This is a genomic window from Hymenobacter coalescens (assembly GCF_054783195.1).
This window is the reverse complement of record NZ_BAAGRA010000017.1, coordinates 76,014-98,198: the sequence shown is the minus strand read 5'-3', so window position 1 is coordinate 98,198 and position 22,185 is coordinate 76,014. Positions and strand designations below refer to the sequence as shown.

Annotated in this window: 23 protein-coding genes; 13 read left to right on the top strand and 10 right to left on the bottom strand. The window is 65.8% G+C overall.

Features of this window, described 5'->3' with window-relative positions:
* Positions 1–101 precede the first annotated feature (101 nt).
* On the top strand, positions 102–1,172 hold the full coding sequence (locus ACYVKQ_RS14985; protein WP_460676167.1) for a glycosyltransferase family 9 protein: 1,071 nt from the start codon (positions 102–104) through the stop codon (positions 1,170–1,172).
* Between the two features lie 12 nt (positions 1,173–1,184).
* Here the strand turns inward: ACYVKQ_RS14985 and ACYVKQ_RS14980 are convergent, their stop codons facing one another.
* The gene (locus tag ACYVKQ_RS14980) at positions 1,185–1,475 is read right to left on the bottom strand and encodes a DUF2695 domain-containing protein (protein WP_460676166.1); all 291 of its coding nucleotides are present in this window, start codon (positions 1,473–1,475) and stop codon (positions 1,185–1,187) included.
* Between the two features lie 149 nt (positions 1,476–1,624).
* Between ACYVKQ_RS14980 and ACYVKQ_RS14975 the strand changes: the two genes are divergently transcribed.
* Complete coding sequence (locus tag ACYVKQ_RS14975; RefSeq protein ID WP_460676165.1) at positions 1,625–2,098, top strand: OsmC family protein; 474 nt, start codon at positions 1,625–1,627, stop codon at positions 2,096–2,098.
* Between the two features lie 14 nt (positions 2,099–2,112).
* Complete coding sequence (locus ACYVKQ_RS14970) at positions 2,113–2,382, top strand: UBP-type zinc finger domain-containing protein (protein WP_460676164.1); 270 nt, start codon at positions 2,113–2,115, stop codon at positions 2,380–2,382.
* Positions 2,383–2,464: 82 nt separating this feature from the next.
* Here the strand turns inward: ACYVKQ_RS14970 and serS are convergent, their stop codons facing one another.
* Together serS and ACYVKQ_RS14960 are read right to left on the bottom strand one after the other, a co-directional pair.
* Positions 2,465–3,742, bottom strand: a complete 1,278-nt coding sequence (serS, locus tag ACYVKQ_RS14965) for a serine--tRNA ligase (RefSeq protein ID WP_460676163.1) — start codon at positions 3,740–3,742, stop codon at positions 2,465–2,467.
* 115 nt (positions 3,743–3,857) lie between these two features.
* Positions 3,858–4,292: a hypothetical protein gene (locus tag ACYVKQ_RS14960; protein ID WP_460676162.1), complete on the bottom strand. Its 435-nt coding sequence runs from the start codon at positions 4,290–4,292 to the stop codon at positions 3,858–3,860.
* 397 nt (positions 4,293–4,689) lie between these two features.
* On the opposite strand from ACYVKQ_RS14960, the gene rho reads away from it, so the two are divergent.
* Both rho and ACYVKQ_RS14950 read left to right on the top strand, forming a co-directional pair.
* The gene (rho, locus tag ACYVKQ_RS14955) at positions 4,690–6,861 is read left to right on the top strand and encodes a transcription termination factor Rho (RefSeq protein ID WP_460676161.1); all 2,172 of its coding nucleotides are present in this window, start codon (positions 4,690–4,692) and stop codon (positions 6,859–6,861) included.
* 151 nt (positions 6,862–7,012) lie between these two features.
* Positions 7,013–7,681 carry a DsbA family protein gene (locus tag ACYVKQ_RS14950; protein WP_460676160.1) on the top strand — a complete coding sequence of 223 codons (669 nt, stop codon included), beginning with the start codon at positions 7,013–7,015 and terminating at the stop codon, positions 7,679–7,681.
* A gap of 90 nt (positions 7,682–7,771) precedes the next feature.
* Here ACYVKQ_RS14950 and ACYVKQ_RS14945 read toward each other — a convergent pair whose 3' ends face one another.
* The 3 genes from ACYVKQ_RS14945 to ACYVKQ_RS14935 form a co-directional block, all read right to left on the bottom strand.
* Positions 7,772–8,377 (bottom strand): hypothetical protein, encoded by a 606-nt coding sequence (locus ACYVKQ_RS14945; protein ID WP_460676159.1) that lies wholly within the window; start codon positions 8,375–8,377, stop codon positions 7,772–7,774.
* Positions 8,334–9,344 (bottom strand): UbiA family prenyltransferase, encoded by a 1,011-nt coding sequence (locus ACYVKQ_RS14940; RefSeq protein ID WP_460676158.1) that lies wholly within the window; start codon positions 9,342–9,344, stop codon positions 8,334–8,336. The genes ACYVKQ_RS14945 and ACYVKQ_RS14940 overlap by 44 nt, the downstream gene beginning before the upstream one ends.
* 149 nt (positions 9,345–9,493) lie before the next feature.
* Positions 9,494–10,285 (bottom strand): class I SAM-dependent methyltransferase, encoded by a 792-nt coding sequence (locus tag ACYVKQ_RS14935; protein ID WP_460676157.1) that lies wholly within the window; start codon positions 10,283–10,285, stop codon positions 9,494–9,496.
* 164 nt (positions 10,286–10,449) lie between these two features.
* Here ACYVKQ_RS14935 and ACYVKQ_RS14930 point away from each other — a divergent pair, with 164 nt between their 5' ends.
* From ACYVKQ_RS14930 to ACYVKQ_RS14900, 7 genes are all read left to right on the top strand, one after another.
* Positions 10,450–11,151 (top strand): hypothetical protein, encoded by a 702-nt coding sequence (locus ACYVKQ_RS14930; RefSeq protein ID WP_460676156.1) that lies wholly within the window; start codon positions 10,450–10,452, stop codon positions 11,149–11,151.
* A gap of 97 nt (positions 11,152–11,248) precedes the next feature.
* Complete coding sequence (locus tag ACYVKQ_RS14925; protein ID WP_126693283.1) at positions 11,249–11,548, top strand: winged helix-turn-helix domain-containing protein; 300 nt, start codon at positions 11,249–11,251, stop codon at positions 11,546–11,548.
* 43 nt (positions 11,549–11,591) lie between these two features.
* Complete coding sequence (locus ACYVKQ_RS14920; RefSeq protein WP_460676155.1) at positions 11,592–11,984, top strand: hypothetical protein; 393 nt, start codon at positions 11,592–11,594, stop codon at positions 11,982–11,984.
* Between the two features lie 86 nt (positions 11,985–12,070).
* Positions 12,071–13,726 (top strand): DUF4153 domain-containing protein, encoded by a 1,656-nt coding sequence (locus ACYVKQ_RS14915; RefSeq protein WP_460676154.1) that lies wholly within the window; start codon positions 12,071–12,073, stop codon positions 13,724–13,726.
* A gap of 43 nt (positions 13,727–13,769) precedes the next feature.
* Positions 13,770–14,099: a hypothetical protein gene (locus ACYVKQ_RS14910; protein ID WP_460676153.1), complete on the top strand. Its 330-nt coding sequence runs from the start codon at positions 13,770–13,772 to the stop codon at positions 14,097–14,099.
* A 109-nt stretch (positions 14,100–14,208) separates the two neighbouring features.
* Positions 14,209–14,994 carry a ferritin-like domain-containing protein gene (locus tag ACYVKQ_RS14905; protein WP_460676152.1) on the top strand — a complete coding sequence of 262 codons (786 nt, stop codon included), beginning with the start codon at positions 14,209–14,211 and terminating at the stop codon, positions 14,992–14,994.
* Positions 14,995–15,013: 19 nt separating this feature from the next.
* Positions 15,014–15,367 carry a hypothetical protein gene (locus tag ACYVKQ_RS14900; protein WP_460676151.1) on the top strand — a complete coding sequence of 118 codons (354 nt, stop codon included), beginning with the start codon at positions 15,014–15,016 and terminating at the stop codon, positions 15,365–15,367.
* A gap of 183 nt (positions 15,368–15,550) precedes the next feature.
* On the opposite strand, the gene ACYVKQ_RS14895 is transcribed toward ACYVKQ_RS14900, so the two are convergent.
* Entirely contained in the window at positions 15,551–17,011 is a 1,461-nt protein-coding gene (locus ACYVKQ_RS14895; protein WP_460676150.1) for a hypothetical protein, read from the bottom strand.
* 182 nt (positions 17,012–17,193) lie between these two features.
* Between ACYVKQ_RS14895 and ACYVKQ_RS14890 the strand changes: the two genes are divergently transcribed.
* Complete coding sequence (locus ACYVKQ_RS14890; RefSeq protein WP_460676149.1) at positions 17,194–19,593, top strand: transglycosylase domain-containing protein; 2,400 nt, start codon at positions 17,194–17,196, stop codon at positions 19,591–19,593.
* A gap of 4 nt (positions 19,594–19,597) precedes the next feature.
* Here the strand turns inward: ACYVKQ_RS14890 and ACYVKQ_RS14885 are convergent, their stop codons facing one another.
* The 3 genes from ACYVKQ_RS14885 to ACYVKQ_RS14875 all read right to left on the bottom strand — a co-directional run bounded on the left by ACYVKQ_RS14885 (position 19,598) and on the right by ACYVKQ_RS14875 (position 22,178).
* Positions 19,598–20,878: a hypothetical protein gene (locus tag ACYVKQ_RS14885; protein ID WP_460676148.1), complete on the bottom strand. Its 1,281-nt coding sequence runs from the start codon at positions 20,876–20,878 to the stop codon at positions 19,598–19,600.
* Between the two features lie 18 nt (positions 20,879–20,896).
* Positions 20,897–21,163, bottom strand: a complete 267-nt coding sequence (locus tag ACYVKQ_RS14880; protein WP_460676147.1) for a BPTI/Kunitz domain-containing protein — start codon at positions 21,161–21,163, stop codon at positions 20,897–20,899.
* A gap of 85 nt (positions 21,164–21,248) precedes the next feature.
* Complete coding sequence (locus ACYVKQ_RS14875) at positions 21,249–22,178, bottom strand: TIGR01777 family oxidoreductase (protein ID WP_460676146.1); 930 nt, start codon at positions 22,176–22,178, stop codon at positions 21,249–21,251.
* Positions 22,179–22,185: the final 7 nt, after the last annotated feature.

The window sequence follows — 22,185 nt, the reverse complement described above, 5'->3', positions numbered from 1 at the left end:
CGCCTTGCCCGCCGGCCGCCGGCGGGGCGGTTTGACTTCTTTTTCCAGTTCGACCAGCGCAGCCCGGCGTTCGTGCGCCGCGCCTGCATTTTCGTTACCGCATGAAAATTCTCGTCCTGCGCTTTTCGTCCATCGGCGACATCGTGCTGACGACGCCCGTGGTGCGGGCCCTCAAGCAGCAGGTGCCCGGGGCCGTGGTGCACTACTGCACCAAGCCGGCGTACCGCGGCCTGCTCGAAGCCAACCCCTACGTGGACCGGGTGCACTGCCTCACCGGCACCCTGGGCGAGCTGGTGCGCGAGCTGCAGCAGGAGCGGTTCGATTTCGTCGTCGATCTGCACCACAACCTGCGCACCCTGCTCATCAAGCTGCGCCTGGGCCGGCCCGGCGCGTCGTTCGATAAGCTGAACTGGCAAAAGTGGCTGATGGTCAACTTGAAGCTTGACGTGCTGCCGCGCAAGCACATCGTGGAGCGCTACCTGGCCGCCGCTGCACCCTTAGGCGTACACGACGACGGCAAGGGGCTGGACTACTTCATTCCGGCCTCGCAGGAAGTAAACGTGGCCGAGGCGCTGCCCGCCGCGTTTCAGCGCGGCTACGTGGCCTTTGCCATCGGGGCGCAGCACGCCACCAAGCGGCTGCCGGTGGAGCGCATCATCGAGCTGTGCGGGCAGCTGCGGCGGCCCGTGGTGCTGCTCGGCGGGCCCGAGGACGAAAGCACCGGCCACGTGGTGGAGCTGCACTTCGCGCATGCGCCTACCTCCGAAGAGCCGCCGGGCATTACCCCGGCGGAACTGTCGCCGCGGGCGCACTACTTCGATAAGAACGCGCTGCCAGCTACGCAAACCTTGATTTACAACGCCTGCGGGCGGTTTTCGCTGCACCAGTCGGCTTCGCTGGTGCGGCAGGCGCAGCTGGTCGTCAGCCACGACACCGGGCTGATGCACATCGCAGCGGCTTTCCGCAAGGAAATCTTCAGTGTGTGGGGCAACACCATTCCAGAGTTCGGTATGTACCCGTTTCGCACCGAGTTTCGGGTGCTGGAGGTGGAAGGGCTCAGCTGCCGGCCCTGCTCCAAAATCGGCTACGCGAAGTGTCCGCAGGGCCACTTCCGCTGCATGCGCGACATCCGCTTTGACTTGGACTTGCCGCCCGCCCGCGACGCGCGCTGACGCGGAGCGCTACTACAGGATAGCAGCGTAGCGGGCTTCCACGTTGGCCAGCACGGTGCAGTCGCAGCTGCCGCCGTGGCGGCCCAGGAACTGGCGCAGCGCCTCGAAGCGTAGGCCGTGCGCTGCCGCAAAGCAACGGGTGTGGCCCAGCGTGTGCGTGCAGCCCTGCAGGGCCAGGCGCGGCGCCAGGTAGCCGAACAGTTCGGCCAGCTGCTCCGTGGTCAGCGGCAGGTTGGCCAGCAAAGCGGTGCGCGGTTGTAAGAGAATCTGCGGGCTGCGGGCTGAATCAGTCGTGGTAAGCATCGGCAAGGAGCGTTGATGTCGTTTCAACATAGTGAATCCGGGCGTAACAGTCAGCTCCTGAAGCGGCTTTCCCGAAACTTCGGTCCGCCATACTGCTGTCACCGGGGCAATAGCTACCTTTTAGGCGTCAATCGTTTGCCTTGCCGCTCATGGAAACCGCTCCCACCGCTGCCGAGCCGCACACCGTCGTGGTGCGCGTCGGCGCCGAAGCCCTGCTAGCCGATGTGCAGGCCGGCCGCCACACCTTCGTCCTCGACGAGCCCGAAAACGTGGGCGGGCAGGACCGCGGCCCCACGCCCTACGACCTGCTGCTGTCGGCCCTGGGCGCCTGCACGGCCATCACCCTGCGCCTCTACGCCACCCAAAAGAAGTGGCCGCTCACCGGCATCGAGGTGCGCCTGCGCCACCGGCGCGTGCACCTGAACGATTGCCTGACCTGCGAAGCCGGCGACGCCCGCCTGGACGAAATCCACAAGGAGCTGCGCCTGCTCGGGGAACTAAGCGAGGAGCAGCGCCGGCGCCTGGAGCAGATTTCCGAGAAATGCCCGGTGCAGAAAACCCTGCTGGCCGGTGTGCGCATCAGCACCACGCTGCTGCCCGCCGAAACCGCCTTCCCCGCCTAACCGCCCCCGGAGCAATGCAACCCAAGCTCTGCGCCCACCTCGGCGCCCTCGCCCACGTTACGCCCGCTACTACCCACGTCTGCGCCGAGTGCTTGGCCCTGGGCGACACCTGGGTGCACCTGCGCGTGTGCCAGGAGTGCGGCCACGTCGGCTGCTGCGACGACTCCAAGAACAAGCACGCTACCCAGCACTACCACGCCACCCAGCACCCCGTGGTGGCCTCGGCCGAGCCGGGCGAACGGTGGCTCTGGTGCTTCGCCGACCGCTCGTTTGCGCAGTACTAAGGTGCTGCGGCCACAACCCGCTGAGACCGTAAAAAAGGCCCGTCAGGTTAGCTGACGGGCCTTTTCTGTCTAAGCCGAGTGATTACCCCAGCTGCGTGAAGCCGCAGTAGCGGTGCAGCACCTCGGGCAGCTTGATGGTGCCGTCGGGCTGCTGATTGTTTTCCAGCAGCGCCGCCACGATGCGCGGCAGGGCCAGCGCCGAGCCGTTGAGCGTGTGCAGCAGCTGCGTTTTGTTGTTCTCGTCGCGGTAGCGCAGCTTCAGGCGGTTGGCCTGGTAAGTCTCGAAGTTCGAGGCCGAGCTAACTTCCAGCCAGCGCTGCTGGGCCGCCGACCACACTTCCAGGTCGAAAGTCAGGGCCGAAGTGAAGCCCATGTCGCCGCCGCACAGGCGCAGCACGCGGTAGGGCAGGCCCAACTGCCGCAAGAGCCCTTCGATGTGGGCCACCATGCCGTCGAGAGCGGCGTAGCTGTCCTCCGGCTTGGCAATCTGCACGATTTCCACCTTGTCGAACTGATGCAGGCGGTTCAGGCCGCGCACGTGGGCTCCCCAGGAGCCGGCTTCGCGGCGGAAGCAGGGCGTGTAGCCGGCGTTGCGGATGGGCAGGCGCTCCGTGGGGATGATTTCGTCGCGGTAGAGGTTGGTGATGGGCACCTCGGCCGTCGGAATCAGGTACAGGTCGTCGGCGGTGGCGTGGTACATCTGGCCCTCCTTGTCGGGCAGCTGGCCGGTGCCGTAGCCCGAAGCCTCGTTGATGAGGATGGGCGGCTGAATCTCGGTGTAGCCGGCGGCCAGGGCCTCGTCGAGGAAGAAGTTGATGAGGGCGCGCTGCAGGCGGGCACCCTGGCCCTTGTACACCGGGAAGCCGGCGCCGGTAATCTTGTTGCCCAACTCGAAATCGATGATGTCGAGCTGCTTAATCAGCTCCCAGTGCGGCTGAGCACCGGCCGGCAGTTCGGGCTTTTCCCCAACCTCGCGCACCACTTCGTTGTCGTCGGCCGAGCGACCGGCGGGCACGCTTGCGTGCGGCACGTTCGGCAAGCGGTACAGCGCGTCCTGCAGCTCTTTTTCCACCTGGGTCAGCTCCTCGGCGGCGGTTTTGGTTTGCTGCTTAAGCTCGGCGGTACGAACCTTGAGCGTCTCGGCGCCGGCTTTGTCGCCGCTTTTCATCAGGCCCCCGATCTGCTGGGCCAGCTTGTTGGCCTCGGCCTGGGCCGAGTCGTGTTCGGTTTGCAGCTGGCGGCGGCGCTGGTCTAGGCCCAGGATGCGCTGCACCTCGGCGTCGGCGTGGGGGAAATTCCTTTTCGCTAAGCCGGCCAGCACGCGGTCGGTTTGCTCCTTCAGAACGGAAACTTGCAGCATAACGCAGTCAAAACACAATGAGTCGGCGGCAAAAGTAGACATTTTGCCCCGGCTCAACGGGGAGCGAAAGACCGTGCAAATCGCGGCAGCCACCCAGCGAATGCGGCCCCGTCGGCTAGCGCAGCTTCACGCCGCGAAGCCGCCCGCTGACGGTGGTCCCGTTGGGAAAGGTGCAGTCGAAGGTGCCGCTCACGCTGTTGGTGGGGTCACGCTGGGTTTGCCCGCTGGCCTGCGAGGCCCGCACACCGTCCAGCGTAGCCGTCACGGCATCCGTAATGTTGGCCCCCACCGTGGGAGTGCTTTGTTGAAAGGAAAGCCGCAACTCACGGTTGTTGTAGAGTTTGCCAACGATCTGCAGGGACGCCAAGCGCTGGTCGTAGTTGGAGGCTGACACGTAGGCCTGCAGCAAATCGTAGGGCGGGGCGTTGTCCACCGTCACCTCAACGGCAGTGGTGTAGGTGGGCGTGGGGGTGGTCGGAGCGGGCGGCGGGTTGTCCTTGCAGCCGGTGAGTAAGCCGAGGGCCAACGCCGTAAAACGGAGGAATTTCATACAATCAGCGGAATAATCAGCCAAATTACGGATAACCCCGGATTGACCGGCGGCGGCCTGTAGCACCGGCTTGAACCATAGCCTTCTGTGAATAGTTAAATGCACGAGCAAGGCCATAAAAAAGCTGTATCCTATTGGGGCTTTTGGGCGTATTGCGTAACATTGCGGAAGCAAGCCGGCGCCAGATGCCGGGCCGCGCCCCCTGGGCGCAGCGCCCCGACCCCCGATTTTGCTCTTGTTCCGGCGCCCGCGCACTCCAGCTGTTCTCTGCCACTTCTGCCCGCGCGTTTGCGCTGCTTTCCCGTTGGGTCGTGTGCCGTGGCGGCTCGCGTAAGCGGGTCACGGCGGCCGTTGCCGGGCATCTCCACCCCGATTTTCCCTCTCCCCGTACCTTTATATGTACACTATTGACGAGCTCAAGGACCGGTTGCTGTCCGAGCTGAAGGAAATTGCTGAATCCCTTAACGTGGGTAATTTCCGCCGCCTAAGCAAGCAGGACCTGATTTATAAGATACTGGACCAGCAAGCCGTGACGCCGCTTGATAAGCTGCCCAGCAAGCGTGATTCGGTTGAAGGAGAAGCCCCGGCTACGGTAGATGCCCCGCCGGCTGCTCCAGCCCCCCGGGCCGAGCGTCCGGCCCGCGGTGGCCGCAACGGCGCCGTTGCCAAAGCTGCTGCTGCTGCGGCCGAAGCTCCCGTGGTGGAGCCTGTCGTGGCAGAAGCGGCTCCAGTGATGGAGGCTACTGTGGCGGCACCCGCCGCCAATGGCCGCACGCCGCGCGGCGTGCAGCGCCCGCCCCGTGGCGGCCGCAACGGCGTTGCGCCCGCGGCCACCGAGGCCGTAGATGTTCCGGTAGTAGAACAACCGGCTGCCGAACTGCCGGCCGCCGTGCAGGAAGCCGTAGCACCACCTGTGGCTGCGCCCGCCGCCCCGCGCCCCGCCGAGGAAGCGCCGCGTGAAAACCGCCCGGTGCGCTTCGTGGTGCCGCAGCCCGGCCGCGAGCCGCGCGAAATTCGCCCGGCCGATTACCGCCGGGATGCTCCCCGGGAGCGGAGCGGCGAACCGCGCCCGCCCTTGCCCCCCGCGCCGCAGGCTCCGGCCCGCCCGGCTGGCCAGGAACAACCCCAGCAACCCGCCCGCATCATCGTGCCACAGCCGCCCCGCGACGAGCGGGAACTGCGCGAGGGCCGCGAGCAGCGGGAGCCCCGCGAAAACCGGGAAGGCCGCGAGCCGCGCGACCTGCGTCGCGACGAGCCCCGCCGCGGGGATGAGCCGCGCCGCGAGGAAATGCGCCGGGATGAGCCCCGCCAGGGCGAACTGCGCCGCGACGAGCCGCGCCGCGGCGACGACCGATTCAACCGCGAAGGCCGCCAGCCGGGCCAGCAGCGCCCCGCCGGGGAGCCGGGCCAGCAGCAACAGCGCCAGCCGCAGCCGCCGCGCGTGGAGTCGCTGGAAATCACCATTCCGAGCGAAGGCGCTCTGGAAATGATGCCGGACGGCGGCTACGGCTTCCTCCGCTCGCCCTACTACAACTACCTCGCCTCGCCCGACGACATCTACGTGTCGCCGCAGCAGGTGAAGCAGTACTCGCTGAAGGCCGGCGACACGGTGAAATGCACGGTGCGCCCCCCCAAGGAAGGGGAGAAGTACTACGCGCTGGTGTCGGTGGAAACTATCAACGGCCGCTCGGTGGAAGACGTGCGCGACCGGATTTCCTTCTCGCACCTCACCCCGCTCTTCGCCGATGAGCGCCTGAAGCTGACGACTACCCCGAACCAGCTCAGCACCCGCATCCTGGACCTGTTTGCCCCCATCGGCAAAGGCCAGCGCGGCCTGATCGTGGCCCAGCCCAAGACCGGTAAAACGGTGCTGCTGCAGGAAATTGCCAATTCCATCGCCGAAAACCATCCTGAGGTGTACCTGATGATTTTGCTCATCGACGAACGCCCCGAGGAAGTAACCGAGATGCAGCGCACGGTGAAAGCCGAAGTGCTCAGCTCGACTTTCGACGAAACAGCCGACCGCCACGTGAAAATCGCCGGTATGGCACTCGACAAGGCCAAGCGCTTGGTGGAGTGCGGCCACGATGTGGTGATTCTGCTCGACTCCATCACCCGTCTGGCCCGCGCGTATAACACGGTGCAGCCCTCCTCCAGCCGCATCCTCTCGGGCGGTATCGACGCCGGCGCGCTGCAGAAGCCGAAGCGCTTCTTCGGGGCAGCCCGCAACGTGGAGAATGGCGGTTCGCTGACCATCATTGCCACCGCGCTGATTGACACGGGCTCGAAGATGGACGAGGTTATCTTCGAGGAATTCAAAGGCACCGGCAACATGGAACTGCAGCTGGACCGCAAGCTGGCCAACAAGCGCATCTTCCCGGCCATCGACGTACCGGCTTCGGGCACCCGCCGCGAAGACCTGCTGATGGGCAAAGACGAGCTGAGCCGCACCTGGGTGCTGCGCAAGTTTATGTCGGATATGTCGGCCACGGAGGCCATGGAGTTCCTCAAGGACCGCATGAAAGGTACCCGCGACAACCTGGAGTTCCTGGTGTCGATGAACGGCTAACGAGCCCATAGTTTGCAGTTCGGCTACGCCGCCCGTCACTGCTGTGGCGGGCGGCGTTGTGCTGTCAGGCGCAAGCGACGCCATGGCAACCTTACCTGCATCCCGGCGGTTGCGCTTGGGACTATAGAGCCGCTGAGGCCACCTTTGCAGCATGAGCACCCCTTCTTCCAGCCCCGAGCGGCAGCTATTGTACATTTTCGACCCGCTGTGCGGCTGGTGCTACGGCACCAGCCCGGTGGTGCAGCGCCTGGCCGATGAGTTTGCCGAGCGGGTGCCCGTGACGGTACTCAGCGGCGGCATGATTACCGGCGCTGAAGTCGGCCCCATCCGGCAGGTGTGGGACTACGTCAGCCAAGCCTCCGAGCAGGTGGCGCAGGTAACCGGCGTGCCGTTTGGCGAAGCTTTCCGGCAGCTGGGCCAGGAGGGCAGCTACCTCAACGATTCGGAGCCGCCGAGCCGCGCCCTGCAGGCGTTCAAGCAGCTGGACCCGCTCCACCGCGAAGCCGCCTTCGCCCACGCCCTGCAGCACGCCCATTTTGCCGACGGGCAGGACCTGAACGCGCCGGAAACCTACGCGGCGCTAGCCCGGCAGTTCAGCCTCGACCCCGAGGAATTCCTGCGCTGGTGGGACAGCGACGCCGCCCGACAGGCTACACAGCACGAGTTTGAGGTGGTGCAGCGGCTGGGCGTGCAGGGCTTTCCCACGCTCATCTTCGCCCACGGGCAGCAGGGCTACGTGCTCAGTCGGGGCTATCAGCCCTACGAGCAGCTGAAAGCCGGCCTGGAGCAGTTGCTGCGCGATACCGCCGCCCCAGAATAACTGCGGCCCAGCAGCTACGGCTGAGGCCGGCACTCGGAACTCCCGATTGGGATGTCCGGGCGCCGGCCTCGGTCTTTTACGCGGGTGCTATCAGCCCCCGAAACGGCCGATGCGCACTACCTGCTTGCGCAGCGGCGACCAGGCAATGCGGCGGCTGTCTTCCTTGCCCACCAGGTACTGAAAGCTGACTGCATCGGGGCGCTGGCGCAGGTCGTCCCACACAGCGCGCTCCACGGTTCCGGATTGGAACACGTCTTTGGGGCCGATGGCGGGCTTACGGAAGTTTTTGGCGGCGAAGAATTCATCCATACGGCGCCGCACGTACGCTTCTCGCTCCTGCCGCGTGGCGCCGGGCTTGGTCATTTCGTACACCATCGAGGCCTCCAGGTCGGCCGAGCTGAGGGCTTCGCGGAAGATGACAGTGCCGTCGGCTGCGGTGATGGTGAACGTGGCTTCGCTGCCGAGCAGGGAGTCGCCGCGCAGCACCAGCTGAAACAGATCGGGGGCAGAAGGCGAGGAGAACAGGTGGCGCGTGCGCACGGCTTTAAGCGTGTCGGACGTGGCGTGCGCGGCCGAGGCCGCGGTGGTGTCCAGCGGCTCCAGGGCGGGTGCGTCGGCGGCCGTGGTAGCCGTGGCGGCGGTGCCGGCCGGGCTATCGGCCGAGGGCGAGGAGCAGGCCGCAAGCAGCGCGGCCATCAACAGGGCGGGGGCAAAGCGGCGGGTTAGCATAGGCAGTTTGTACGGCCTGGGGCGGCAGTACGTTGGTGAGGTGCCCGCCGAACGCGCCGTGGCGCAGCGCCAGCATCAGCAGAAAGGCCGCGCTCAGGCAGAGCGAGGACACCTGATTCATGCGCATGGTGCGGCGGAAGTCGGCCGCGGCGGGGTCGTGCCACACCTGCCATGCCCAGCGCGCAAACAGCGCCACCACCGGCAGCGTGGCCACTCCAAAGACGGCCAGAAAAGCCGGCTCCTGGCGCAGCAGCAGGCCGTAGCCCAGCACCAGGGCGCCAGCTAGCAGGCCCAGCCCGGCAAACACGAAGGTGCCGCGCACGCCCAGCAGCAGGCTCAGGGTCTGGTCGCCGCGGCGGCGGTCTTCCTGGTGCTGGTACACCTGCGTGAGTGGGTAGGAGCCGGCCAGAAAGAGGCTGCTTACCAGTGCCAGCAGCAGGTTGTCCGGACTGCGGATCTCGGCCCAGGCAGCGCCGGCGCCCACCTGCGTCATCAGAAACGTGAAGGCGCCTTGAAACACGACTACCACGAGGGTACTGGTGAATGGATACTTTTTGAGCCGGATCCGGTCGTAGCTATAGGCCTTGGAAATGAGCAAGTACACCGTAAGCAGCAGGCCGAAGGGCAGGGAAACGAGCAAGCCGCCGAAGATGGCCAGCCCGTCGAACAGCACCACCAGCTGCCACAGCTCCGGCGTTACCTGGGGCGGGCGCTCCAGGCCGCCGATGCTGTCCTCGTCGCGGTCGAACCAGGAATTATACCCATTGGACGCCGGGTAGGCCAGCACGTGCAGTACGATAAACACCCCCACCGCCTTGCCCGGTGAAAACGGGCCGCGCAGCGCGCTCAGCGCAAACCAGTATACCGGCATCAGGTATACCGAAAAGGGAATGCGCAGCAGCGGCAACGCCTTTTTGTAAGAATCAATGAGCAATGAACAATCAGCAATAAAAGGTGAGCAGGTGGACCGGCGTGGCGGAATCGGGACAGGCAAAACGACCAGTCGAAATTAAGCGAGGCAAGAAACCGATTCTACCGCGCTTTATCGCTCATTGGCTACGCCTTCCTTCGGTTATTCATTGCTCATTGGTCCTTCGGCCAGCCGACGAGGTAGCATACTTCCGGCCCCCAAGCGTGCCGCACCTTGCCGGCCTGCCACGCGTAGCGGCCCTCGGGGTCGGCGCGGCGGGCCAGGGCCAGCAGCTGCTCAGGCGGGTACATGCGCAGGATGGACACCATGCCGTCCCAGATGGTGCACAGCGGAATCAGCGGCACGAGGTAGGTAAAGAACAGGCGGCTCAGGCTAAACGGCCGCACAAAGGGCATGATCAGCAGCAACAGTACGGGCATCAGCGTCACGGCCAGCAGCAACTCCAGCCAATGCTTGCCCGCGCCTTCGAATACGCCAATGCCGGTGCCCGCCCGCACCGCGTCGCGCAGCAGTACCTCGGCCGCAGCGGGCCGGAAGTGATGAAACGCCGAAAACACCGCCCGGAAGCCCGGCAGCTCGGCCGGCACCCGCAGGGCATCGACGGATGCTGGGTCAAAACCGATGGCTCCGCCGGTCTGGGCCTGCAGGTGGCGCCAGGCGGCAGGCTGGGGGTACAGGTCGGTGAGGGTGATGCGCGCTGCAGGCAGGTGCTCGGCGCGCAGCGCCTGCAGCACGTCGGTAGTGCCACCGCCCGCCCCGGCGCACAACTCCAGCACCTGCGTCTGGCCCGTGCGGCGCAGTCCTTCGGCCAGCAGCGGCGCGATGGGGCGGTACGTATGCAGGTGCGTAATCATGAAGCGCAGGTAGTCCATCATGCCGGCCCGCACCGCGTTGGGAAACCAGGGCTGATCCTCGAACTCAAACAGGTGCAAGCGAAGCTTCATGCGGCCAAGGTACGCGCCGGGCGGCTTTCGTGGCCGCGCCGCGGATACCTCGTTGCGGGCACGACGGCGGGCCGCAAAGCCGCCCCCGCAGAATAAATAGTATGGAAGGAAGTTGGAAAGCTGAACTCTTTACCTAGCTTTGCCATACAAAGTGCTCTGAAAGTATGAAGCCAGCCGTCGACCCCTTAGCTCAGCTCGCCGAAATCCGCACCATCATGGAGCGTTCCTCGCGGTTTATTTCCCTGAGCGGCCTCTCGGGGGTAGGGGCGGGGGTGGTGGCGTTGGCCGGGGCCGCGTTTGGGCACTGGTACCTGAGCACACAGTTCGGCGCTCCGGCGGCCGCCCAGTCGCCTTACGGCCGCCAAGCCGGGCAGCTGGGCTTTGTGGAGCTGATGGAAGGCTCCGAGGCCACGCGGCTGTCCACGCTGCCGTTTCTGCTGGGGCTGGCGTTGGGCATTATCCTGCTGGCGGGCACCGTGGCGATTTACTTCACGCAGCGCCGCTCGCGCACGGAAGGCCGCTCCCTGTGGGACCCGGTGGTGCGCCGCCTGTTCTGGAGCATGGCCGTGCCGCTGGTGGCCGGCGGCCTGTTCTGCCTGCAGCTGTACCTGCGCGGGGCGGCCGGGCTGGTGGTGCCGGCCATGCTGCTCTTCTACGGCCTGGCCCTGCTCAACGCCAGCAAGTACACCCTCGACGAAATTAAACTGCTGGGTATCTCCGAAATAGCCCTGGGTTTGGTGGCAAGCTTGCTGCCCAGCTACGCCTTTCTGTTCTTTGCCCTTGGGTTTGGCCTTTGCCATATCGGCTACGGGCTGCTGATGTACAACCGCTACGAGCGGCAGCGCCACCCGGCCCCGACCACCTAAACTCCGCGCCCCGCCCGACTGCTCCCGTGCGGAGCGTCCGGTTTCTCCGTCCGCTTTTCCCGCTGCTGCCGCATCGCCGGCGGCGTCTGTCCCTTCCGTGAAGCACGCCATCCATCAGCTCAACAAGGCCTTTGACCACCGCGTGCGGCTGGGCGTGATGGCCGTGCTCATGGCCAACGAGGAAGTAAGCTTTGGCGACCTGAAGGAAACCCTGGACCTGACCGACGGCAACTTGGCCAGCCACGCCGCCGCGCTGGAAAAGGCGGGCTACGTGCAGGTCAACAAGCAGTTCATCGGCAAGAAGCCCAACACCACCTTCACCGCCACCAAGGAAGGCCGCCAAGCGTTTCAGGACCACCTCGACACGCTGGAAAAGCTGCTGCGCCGCGACGGCTGATATTTTTTTGCGGTTAGACTTTGAAATGCAAAGTTCTTTACAAATGAGTATTCTGCGCTACGAGACTTCCCCCGCCTGGGCACGGCAGCGTGTCGGCGCACCCCTTTCCGCCGATGCCGCCTTCGGCCGGTTCGTGTGCATCCTGGGGGGCACGCCGCTGGGCTGGATGATGTGGCTGGCAGTAGCCGCCGGCACGTCCGACGCCCGGCTGGCGGCCCTGCTGATGGGTGGGCTGTTCCTGCTGCCGTTGGCAGGGCTGGTATTGATGCTGAAGCTGGTCAGTTGGCCATTGGCTGTCGGGCTGCGCCGTCGTTTCAGTACCCGATTAGGCGTGGTGTTGCTGCTGAGTCTGCTGGGACAAGCCCTGCTGGGCCTGGGGGCGGTGGCCGTCTGGCAGCTATTGACAGCGCCTACGTCGGGGGATTTTCACTTCTAAAGCGTATGATCTGCACCTCGCTGGGCAACGTTAACCGTTCTTGAACTTTGAAATACAAAGTACTTTAATTCATGCAAGCTCTGCCCTTGTTCACTTCCACCGCCACGACGCGTCTGCAAACCAATAGCCACCTGGCCCCGCCCATCTGGCGCCCGGCCCGGCTGGTGCTGACTGCCACCCAGAAATGGCTGCTGCCGTTGGGCGTCGTGGCCTTCGACGTACTGTTCTGGCAGCAGGGGCTGGGGCTGAACCTGGCCATCTACACGTTGCTGGCTGTGGCCGCGCTGCTGGCCGGGCAGCCGCGGGCCGCGTGGCGTTCCGGCTACTTTCGCCTCGCGCTGCTGGGGGCGCTACTCTCGGTAGGAGCAGTGGCCTGGTACGGCTCGGCTACGGCGGCGCTGGCCTGCGCCGGCTCAGTGCTGATGCTTTGGGGCTTCGCCAATCAACCCCACCTGAAACTGGCCGGGCTGGCCCTGCTTACGGGGCTGGGTGCCGCGGCGCAGGTGGTAGCCGGGCTGCCGCCGCTGCTGGTGCGGGCGCTGCCCGGGCGGCAGACGCGTATGGGCCGCGTGGGCTGGTACGGCCGCCTGCTGCTGGTGCCGGTGCTGGTACTGGGCGTGTTCCACGGGCTGTTCGTGGTGGCCAACCCGGTGTACAGCCGCCTCGTGGGCGAGGCCTGGGCCACGTTGGCCCGGTGGCTAGGCGCGTGGCTGGAGCTGTTTTCCTTCGGGCACCTGCTGTTTCTGCTGGTGGGGCTGGCCGCCACGGCCGTGGCCCTGCTGCGGGTGCCGTTGCCGGGCCTCGCGCAGTGGGAGGCCCGCTTTCCGGAGTTCATCCGCCGCCGCCGCGACGGGGTTGCTTCCTTTGCCGTGCGCAACCCTGACTTTCGCCGCCGCGACTTCCGCACGGCCGATCTGCGCAAGGAATACCTAGCCGCGCTGGCCGTGTTCGGCCTCGTCAACGTGCTGCTGCTGGTCGTCAATGCCATCGACATCAACTGGATCTGGATCAACTTCCGGCCGGCCACGGGATTCAACCTTGCCCAGTTCGTGCACGAGGGCACCTACGTGCTCATCTTCAGCATCCTGCTGGCCATGGGCATCGTGCTCTGGTTTTTTCGCCGCAACCTTAATTTCTACCAGCCCGGTCTGCCCGCCCTGCGCTGGGGCGCCACGGTGTGGGTGCTGCAAAACGCGGTGCTGGCCGTGTCGGTGGGCCTGCGCAACTACCACTATATCTCGCGCATGGGCTTGGCCTACAAGCGCATCGGTGTCTGCTTTTTCCTGCTGCTGACCCTGTTCGGCCTGCTGACCATTCTGCTCAAGATCTGGCAGCGCCGCTCGGCCTTCAGCCTGGTGCGCCTGAACAGCGTGGCCGCCTACTTGGTGCTGCTGTGCCTGGCGCTGGGCAACTGGGAAGTGTGGATTGTGCGCTTCAACCTCACCTCCGGCTTCCGGCAGGTTGATTTCGGCTTCCTGCTCGACATGCCCGGCCGGGCGCTGCCCGAGTTGCTGCGGCACCGCGCCGCGCTCAACACGATGACGCACATCACGCAGGCCGGCGACAACGCTTATTTCTACGAAGAGCTGCAGCCCGAAGCAGCCCAGCGCCAGCTCGATCGGCGCGTGGCCGCGTGGCAGGCCCGGTACCGGGCGCAGGCCAGCTGGCAGGACTGGACCTGGGCCGACCAAGCCGCTTACCACGACCTGACTGCCCTGGCCCACCGCTCCGCCAAGCCCTGAACGGGCTCCGACGTCCATGCCGCAACGCTTTTTCCCAACGTCCATGAACAATCATTCTTCTTTCCGGGCGGCGCACGGCGCCTGGCTGCGGCGGGGCCTGGGCCTGCTGGCGGGTGTAGGCCTGCTGGTGCTGGTGCTGCGCTTCATCGATGACTTCCCCGAGGCTTGGCAGCGGACCGTTTTCTTCCTGGGCCTGTTCACGGCCAACGCGCTGCTGTACCTGCTGGTCACGCGCCGGGGCTGGGCCACGCCCGGGGCCGGCCAGGCCGCCCAAACCCTGCTGGTGGCGGTAGCCGTGCTGGTTCACGTGCTCAGCGTGGGCGTGGTGCTGCTGGTCTGCCTGTTCATTGCCCTGGGCATCAACCCGCACTAGCGGCTGAGCAGAGTTGCTTTCCGACTGCCCAACCCGCCACGTCACGACGGCCCATCCATCTGCTTTCTCACCCCTGACTTTCCGCCGCCCCGAGCGGTCCGCTACTGCCATGACTTTTGCCGACTGGGCTGCATACTTCCGCGCCAACCACGCCCACCTCGCCGACCTGAGCTGGGATGATTCTTACCTCCTCACCGCCCGCGAAAAACGCGCGGCGGGCCGCTCGCTGCAGCACTTTCAGCGGGGCGAAAGCTCCGAGGGCCGCCATCTGCACCACCACGCCAAGGCCTCGGGCGACGCCGACTACCTAGCCGCCATGCGCCACTTCATCGGCGAGGAACAGGGACACGCGCAGGTGCTGGGGCAGTTTCTCGATCAGCAGGGCATTCCGCGCCTGCGCTACACCTGGCTCGACGACGTGTTTCGGCGCATGCGCCGCTGGGCCGGCTGGGAAAACACCATCCGCGTGCTGCTCACGGCCGAAATCATTGCCGCCGTGTACTACCGGGCGCTGTACCACGCCACGTACTCGGGCCTGCTGCAGCAAATCTGCCTACGCATCCTCCGCGACGAGGAAATGCACATCAACTTCCAGTGCTTCACGCTCAGCCAGCTGCGCGCCCGCCGCAGCGGCCTGGGCTGGTGGCTGCGTCAGCAGGCGCACCGCGGGCTGATGATCGGGACGGCTGGGCTGGTGTGGTGCTGGTACAATCGCACGCTCTGGGCCGGGGGCATGGGGCCCGTGGGCTTCTGCGCCGCGGTGGCCGCCGAATGGGGCCGGGCCTGCCAGATGCTGCGCCAGCCCCACACCATCCGCATCCGCGGCTTGGCTTGGCCGGCAGCGGCCCCGGCAAAGGCCGTAGGAACGCCTATCTCAGTGCCAGCTTTCGGCTAACCGCTTACGCACCCTCGGCATGAGTAGCATAGGCACCGATACAGCGTTGCACCTTTGGGCAGTGTGGCAGCAGCGTTCCGGCCGCTACCGGGCGTCGGTGGGCCTGGCCGTGGCCGGCGCGGCACTGGCCATCCTCAGTCTGGCCCTGGAAGACGAGCTTTGGACCAACCCGGCCCGGCACAGCGGCCACATGGTGGGGCTGCTGCTAACCAGCCTGGGCGTGCTGGGCTGGCTGGGCCCGTATCTTCTCTGGCGCCTGGCCGGGCGCTTGCCGTGGCGCCTGCTGCGGGGCCTGGCCCGGCTGGCAGCGGCCGGGGCGTGGCTGCTGGTGGGGTTGCTCACGTGCATCGGCTTCTTCGTGTTCGTATTCTAGCTCCTCAATAAGCATTCCTCCGAAAGCTCAAGTTGCTGCTAAACCACTCGCAACGAGTGGTAGCACTGCCGGAGGCAGGGGGGGGCAGCGTCCCCTTTAAGGTTTTGCCAATGGCCTTTGCCGAAGATTGAAAGGCCGCTCCGCAAGGCTCTGATAAACCGCCATGCCTGTTTGCAGCGGTCTTTAGCGGACGATCAGCCCGTGAATCACATACTCCACTGGTCCCGACGAGCCCAAGCTGTAGGAATACACCTCAAATTGGTTGTCGTTGACGTGCTTATAGAAATAGGTGACGCTGTTGAGCGTGTTGCCGGTCAGTAGCTCCATCGAGAGCATCACCATGGGTTTGAAGCCCAGGTTGTGGGTCACGATCCAGGCAGCCCAGCCGCCACTGGGCACCGAGCCGTTGGTTTGCAGATCGAACGTGTTGGGCTGCCCGATGCGGCCGTCGCTGCCGCGGATGGCCAGCAGCGTCGATTTGTTGGCGCTGAAGTCGCGCAGTACCAGGTTGTTGGCCGTAATGCTGCCGCTCACGTCGAGGCGCTGCTGGGGCGTGGTGGTGCCCACGCCCACCGCGCCGTCGCCGGCCACGTACAGGTCGGTCACGAACTGGTTGCTGCCGTTGGCCGCCGCCAAGTCGGTGGTGTTGATTCGTCCGATTTCAAAATCGACGTTGCCGGCCCGCCACAGGCCGGCTTCGCGGCCGGCGTACTTCATCAGGCCCACCCGGCGGCGCCCGCCTTCGTCGGCAATGAAGCCGCTGTTCTCGGCATTAACGTAGGCCGAGCCGCTGACTTCCAGCCGTTGGCCCGGCGTTTGGGTGCCGATGCCCACGTTGCCGCCGTTGAGGATGCTCAGCCGGGCTTGGCCGTTGGTATACATATCCAGCCCGAAGCGGTTGGTGTTGCCCGCGAGCCGGTTGGAGGCCAGGGCCTCGCCGCTGCTCAGGCCGCCCAGGCGCAGGGCGTCGTTGAGGCCGGTGTTTAGGGAGTTGGCGTCCACGGCCAGCCCATCGACCACGCGCACGCTGCCGTTCACGTCGAGGCGGGCGGCGGGGGCGGTGAGGCCCAGGCCCAAGTTGCCGTCGGCGCCCAAGCGCATCCGCTCGATGTAGCCGTTGCCGGCGGTGGTGAAAAAGCGGTGCTGGCCCAGGAACGTACCGCTGGGCACGCCGGGACCGGCGTACATATCGATGCTCCAGCCGGTGCTGTGGGCAATCTTGGAAACGTTGGGGCCTCCGCTTTCAAACCGCACTTTGTCGCCGTTGCCGTTGTCAAACGTGAGCGGCTGGGTGGCGGTGTGGTTGCCTAGGTTGTCGCCGCTGGTGCTGTTGGGCAGATTCAGCCACTGCCCGCCGAAGTAATACCAGAAGCCGGGCTGGGCGCCGTCGGTCTGAAACACCATCAGGCCTGTAGGCACGCCGGTCATGGCCGTGCGCTGGTCCTGGGTCAGCCGCGGGATGAGCAGGCCTTTATCGGTGCTGCTGATGTCCAGGGCCGCTTTGCTATCGGGGGTGGTGGTGCCGATGCCCACCGACTGGGCCCGGAGCGGGGCGGCGGCCAGCAGCAGGCCGGCCCAGAGCAGGCCCGGGCCCAGCCAGGCGCGGCGGATGCCAACAGCAGCGAGCGGGTAAGCGTGTGTCATAGCGAAGTGGAGTTAAAAGTGGAGCGGCTGCGGCCGGCCCCTCAAGGCTCGGCGGCTAGTGCAAACATAGCTATGCAGAAGAGCTGCTCCGCACCGTAGCCGCCGCTTCAGCCGGCCGCAACCGGTATATTTGTATTTCCGCCGGCGTGCGAACGTGACTGACGCCCGGTGCCTTCCGCCCAATGCCCTCGACTGAAGCTCCGAAAACAACTGCCCGCCAGCCCCAGGCGCCGCGCCCGCAACGGACGTGGCCCAACCGACTCTCGCGCATGGCCTGGGCCGTGTTTGCGACGGTAGCAGGCTTTTTCTTTCTGCTGCCCATTCTGGTGGCGTCCAACTTTATGTTCCTGTTCGGCAAGTCGCCGAGCCTGGAGGAGCTGGAGAACCCCAAGGTGGAGCAGCCCTCCGAGGCCTACACCGCCGACGGCGTGCTGCTGGGCCGCTACTACCGCGAAAACCGCTACCCGGTGCCGCTCAACCAGATGTCGCCCTGGCTCATCAAGGCGCTGGTGGCCACCGAGGACATCCGCTACGAAGAGCACTCCGGCATCGACCCCGAGGCACTGGCCGGCTCGGTAGCGGCGGCGCTGCGCGGGCAGAAGCGCGGCGGCTCCACCATCACCCAGCAGCTGGCCAAAAACCTCTACAAAACCCGCCGCGAGGAGCAGGGCGCCCTGGGCAAGGTGCCGGTGGTGGGCACGGTGGTGGCGAAGCTCAAGGAGTGGCTGACGGCCGTGGAGCTGGAGCGCCGCTACACCAAGAACGAAATTCTACGCATGTACTTGAACACCGTGGACTACGGCTCGCAGTCTTACGGCATCAAGGTGGCGGCTAAAACCTTCTTCAGCACGTCGCCCGACTCACTGACGGTGGAGCAGGTGGCCGTGCTGGTGGGGGCCCTGAACAATCCCACCGCCTTCAACCCGCGCTTTCACCCGGAAGCCTCTACCCGGCGCCGCAACCTGGTGCTGGAGCGCATGGCGCAGGCCGGCGTGCTGCCCGCCGCCGAGGCCAAGGCCCTGCAGGCCCGGCCCATCGTGCTTAAGTACCAGGTGGAAAAGCACGTCGACGGCCCCGAGAACTACTTCCGCTCGGCCATCAGCCAGTTTGTCAACGCCTGGTGCGAGAAGAACGGCTACGACATGTACCGCGACGGGCTGAAAATCTACACCACCCTCGATTCGCGCATGCAGGAGCACGCCGAGGAGGCCGTGCAGAAGCGCATGAAAGCCCTGCAGCGCTCCTTCGACAACTTCTGGCGCAACCGCGGCAAGAACCCCTGGGTGGACGAGGACGGCAACGAAATTCCGAACTTCATCGAGACGCAGATCAAGCGCACCGAGCTCTACAAGGAGCTGGCCGTCCGCTACAAGGGCAACCCCGCCCGCCTCGACTCGGCCCTGCACGCCAAGCGGCCCATGAAGGTGTTTACCTGGAAGGGCGACGGCGACACCACACTGTTGCTCTCGCCCCTCGATTCGCTGGCCTACTACAAGCACTTCCTGCACGCGGGCATGATGTCGATGGACCCGTACACCGGGCACATCAAGGCTTGGGTGGGCGGCCTCGACTACCGCTTCTTCCAGTACGACCACGTGAAGCAGGGCAAGCGCCAGGCCGGCTCCACCTTCAAACCCTTCGTGTACCTGACGGCCATCGACAAGGGCTACGCGCCCTGCGACCGGATCCGCGACCAGCGCGTGACCATCAAGTACGTGGAAAACGGCAAGCCCATGGAGTGGCAGCCCGACAACGTGACGCGCGAATACACCGGCTCAAACATGAGTTTGCGCCACGCCATGGCCCGCTCCGTGAATTCCGTCACGGCTCAGCTCACCGAGCGCGTGGGCTGGGAGGAAGTGGCCAAGTACGCCCATAAAGTCGGCATCCGCAGCAAGCTGCTGCCCGTGCCGAGCATCGGCCTGGGCTCGGCCGGCGACGTGAGCGTGTACGAGATGGTGAATGCCTACAGCACCTTCGTCAACGGCGGTTTCCGGGCCGAGCCGCTGATCGTGACGCGGATTGAAGACCGCAACGGCAACGTCATCAAGCAATTCGACCCGCAGCAGAAGCCGGCCATTCCGGCCGAAACGGCCTGGCTGATGGTGTACATGCTGCGCGGCGGCATGGAAGAGCCCGGCGGTACTTCGCAGGGCCTCTGGGAATACGACCTGTGGAAGAAAGACAACCAGATCGGTGGCAAAACCGGTACCACCTCGAATTACTCCGACGGCTGGTACATGGGCATTACCAAAGACCTGGTCACCGGCGTGTGGGTCGGCGGCGAGGACCGCAGCATCCACTTCTTCCGCTCGGAGCAGGGCGAAGGCGGGCGCATGGCCCTGCCTGTGTTCGGGGCCTACATGGAGAAGCTTTACAAGGACCCCGAACTTGGCATCACGCCCGGGCCTTTCCCCAAGTATCCCGGCAAAATCAACCGCAAGTACATCTGCTACAGCGAAGACGACCGGCCGCGCCGCCGCAAGGAGCTGGTCATTGATTCCATTGCCACCGACAACCTGCTGGAGCAGATTAACAGCGGTGAAGCCCCGGTGCCCGACAGCCTGAAGGTGCCGCAGTAAGCGCCTAGCGCGGCAGCGGCTCCCCGCCGCGGGCCGCGGTGGGCGGCGTGACGGGCGGCCGGCGACGTGGCTGGCGCCTATACAGCCAGGCGACGCCCAGGGCTACCCCAACCGAGAACAGCTGAAACCACCCGCGCCAGCCCCCCGGCGTGCGCAGGGGCGGGCTTACCGCTACGGCGTTGGTCCAGGCCAGAAACGCGTCGGCAATGGGCAGCTGGCCGAACAAGTAGCTGCGCTGGCCGCGGCGGGTGTGCGCCATGCCAAAGGCGCTAAGGCTGTTGCGCAGCCCGGCCGCCAGCACCGTGTCATCGTACTGCTGGGCGGCCCGCCGGCCCACCACCGAGGCTGCCCCGCCAATGCCCAGCAGCACCGGCCCGGAATCCACGTCGCCCCAGCCGGATTGCCCCTGCGGGTATTCCCGGATGCCCGGCAGCCCCAGGCGACTGTCCACGAAGTAGCGCCGGTATTGCTGGTACTGTCGCCGGCCAAAGGCTGGGTCGATGTCGTGCAGCAAGCTGAGCATCAGGCTCTGCGACGAGCCGCGGGCCCCTTCCGTTACGCGGCCGGTGCGCGCGTCCACCGCGTGCGGTATCAGCCCCAGCGTATCGACGCGGGCCTGCACCCGCCGCAGCCAGCGGTGCAGCAGCGGCCGGTAGCGCAGGCCGTAGATCTGGTCGTAGGTGGCCAGGGCAGCGGCGCACACGGTGGCGTCGGCCGGCCAGGCGGCCCCGCGGTAGGACTCGGGAAAGGGCGAGGCGTCGGCGGAACTGATTAGGCCCGCCGCTATCCGGGCGCAGGTACTCCGAAACAGGGCCACGTCGGCCGGGTGGCGTTGGGCGGGGTGCTGCGCGCGTAGCAATCGGCCCAGCGAATAAGCAAGCCAGCCGTTGTAGAACGCGCCGTAGGGCAGGGGTAAGTCGGCGTCGAAGATGACCCGGCCCGGCTCCGAGGCTATCTGCCGGCTGGCCCAGCGGCTTTCGTCCACCGCCCGGCGGTGCAGCGAATCACCAGCCGGCACCGCGGCCGCCACTTCGCTCCAGGCCAGGCCGTAAAGCGCGTTCAAGAACACGAAGCCCTCGGGGTAGAGCTCCTGCATATCCTGCGCCGCGCCGTCGTGCAGCGGCCCCCGCAGGTAGCGCAACTGCGCCAGCACGTCGGCATCCAGGCGCTGGCCGGCTACTGCCACCGTGGCGGGCTGCTGGTACAGGACCGCGTTTAGGTACAGTAAATACGCCAGCGTGAGCAGCAGCGGTAGGCTGAGTAGGGGCTTGATAACGGAAGCCATGTCCGCAAGATGCGCGGGTTACGCCGCATTTCGGCCCGGGCAGCTAGGCAAGTTGGCCTCGCAGCCGCAGTCCAGGCACTTTTGTAGAGTCTGGAATGGCACCACGCCGCCGCAGCCGCCCCAGGTAAACTGCTCACCGCAGCCGGTTTTGGGGTTGTGGTAGTACTTAGAAATGGCGCCCATGCACACGCCCGGGGCAGGTACCTGCTGGCATTGGGCGTGCACCACCCGTTCCCGGTCTTTTTCGTGGTTGCAGCTCAGCAGCGTGGCGCCGGTGAGCAGCAAAAGGGCGTAGCAAGTCTATTTTATACCGGCGGGACGCCCGGCAGGCGCCTGCCAGTTGTATGGCCGCAAAGCCAGCCAGGGTAGTCTACTCCTCCTCGCGCTGGTAAAACGACTTCAGCGCCCCGCGCAGCTCCGGGTACTCGAACTGAAAGCCCTGCTGCATGATTTTCTGGGCGCTGACGCGCTGCGAAGCCAGCACGATTTCGCTCATCTCGCCCATTACCAGCTTCAAGCCGAATTCCGGCACCTTGGGCAGCACCAGCGGGCGGTGCAGCACCTCGGCCAGTTGGGCCGTGAATTCCTTGTTGGTGACCGGGTTCGGGGCCACCGCGTTGTAGGTGCCCTGCCACTCCGGCTCCTCCATCATCTGGATGAGCAGGCGGCAGGCATCGTCAATGTGAATCCACGACATATACTGCTTGCCCGAACCCAGCGCCGCGCCGGCGCCGAGCTTGACCGGCCGCGCAATCTGCGGCAGCGCGCCGCCCTCGTCGCTGAGCACAATGCCGATGCGCGTCACGACGGTGCGCACGCCGAGGGCCTGCACCTGCTGGGCCGCCCGTTCCCACTGCGTGGCCACGGCCGCCAGAAAGTCGTCGGCGGGAGCTGGCGGGGTTTCTTCGGTGAGCAATCGGTCGTCCGAGTCGCCGTACACCCCGATGGCCGAGGCCGAAATGAAGGCCTGTACGTGGTGCGGCTTTTCGCGCAGCTCCCGGGCCAGCAGGTTGGTGCCGCCCACGCGGCTGGCCATGATGTCCTGCTTCCGCTCGTCGGTCCATTTGCCCTCCGACACGCTCGCGCCGGCCAGGTTCACGATAAAATCGGCGTAGCCAATGGCGGCTTCGTCGATCTGGCCCGTAGCCGGGTCCCAGCGGAAGGAGCAGTAGTGTCCGTGCGAGGATTGGCGGCTGAGGTGCGCCACCTCGTAGCCGGCGTCGATGAGCATTTCCGACAGCCGCATGCCGATTAGGCCGCGGCCGCCCGAAATCAATACTTTGCGCAGGTTAGGTTTCATCAGCAGT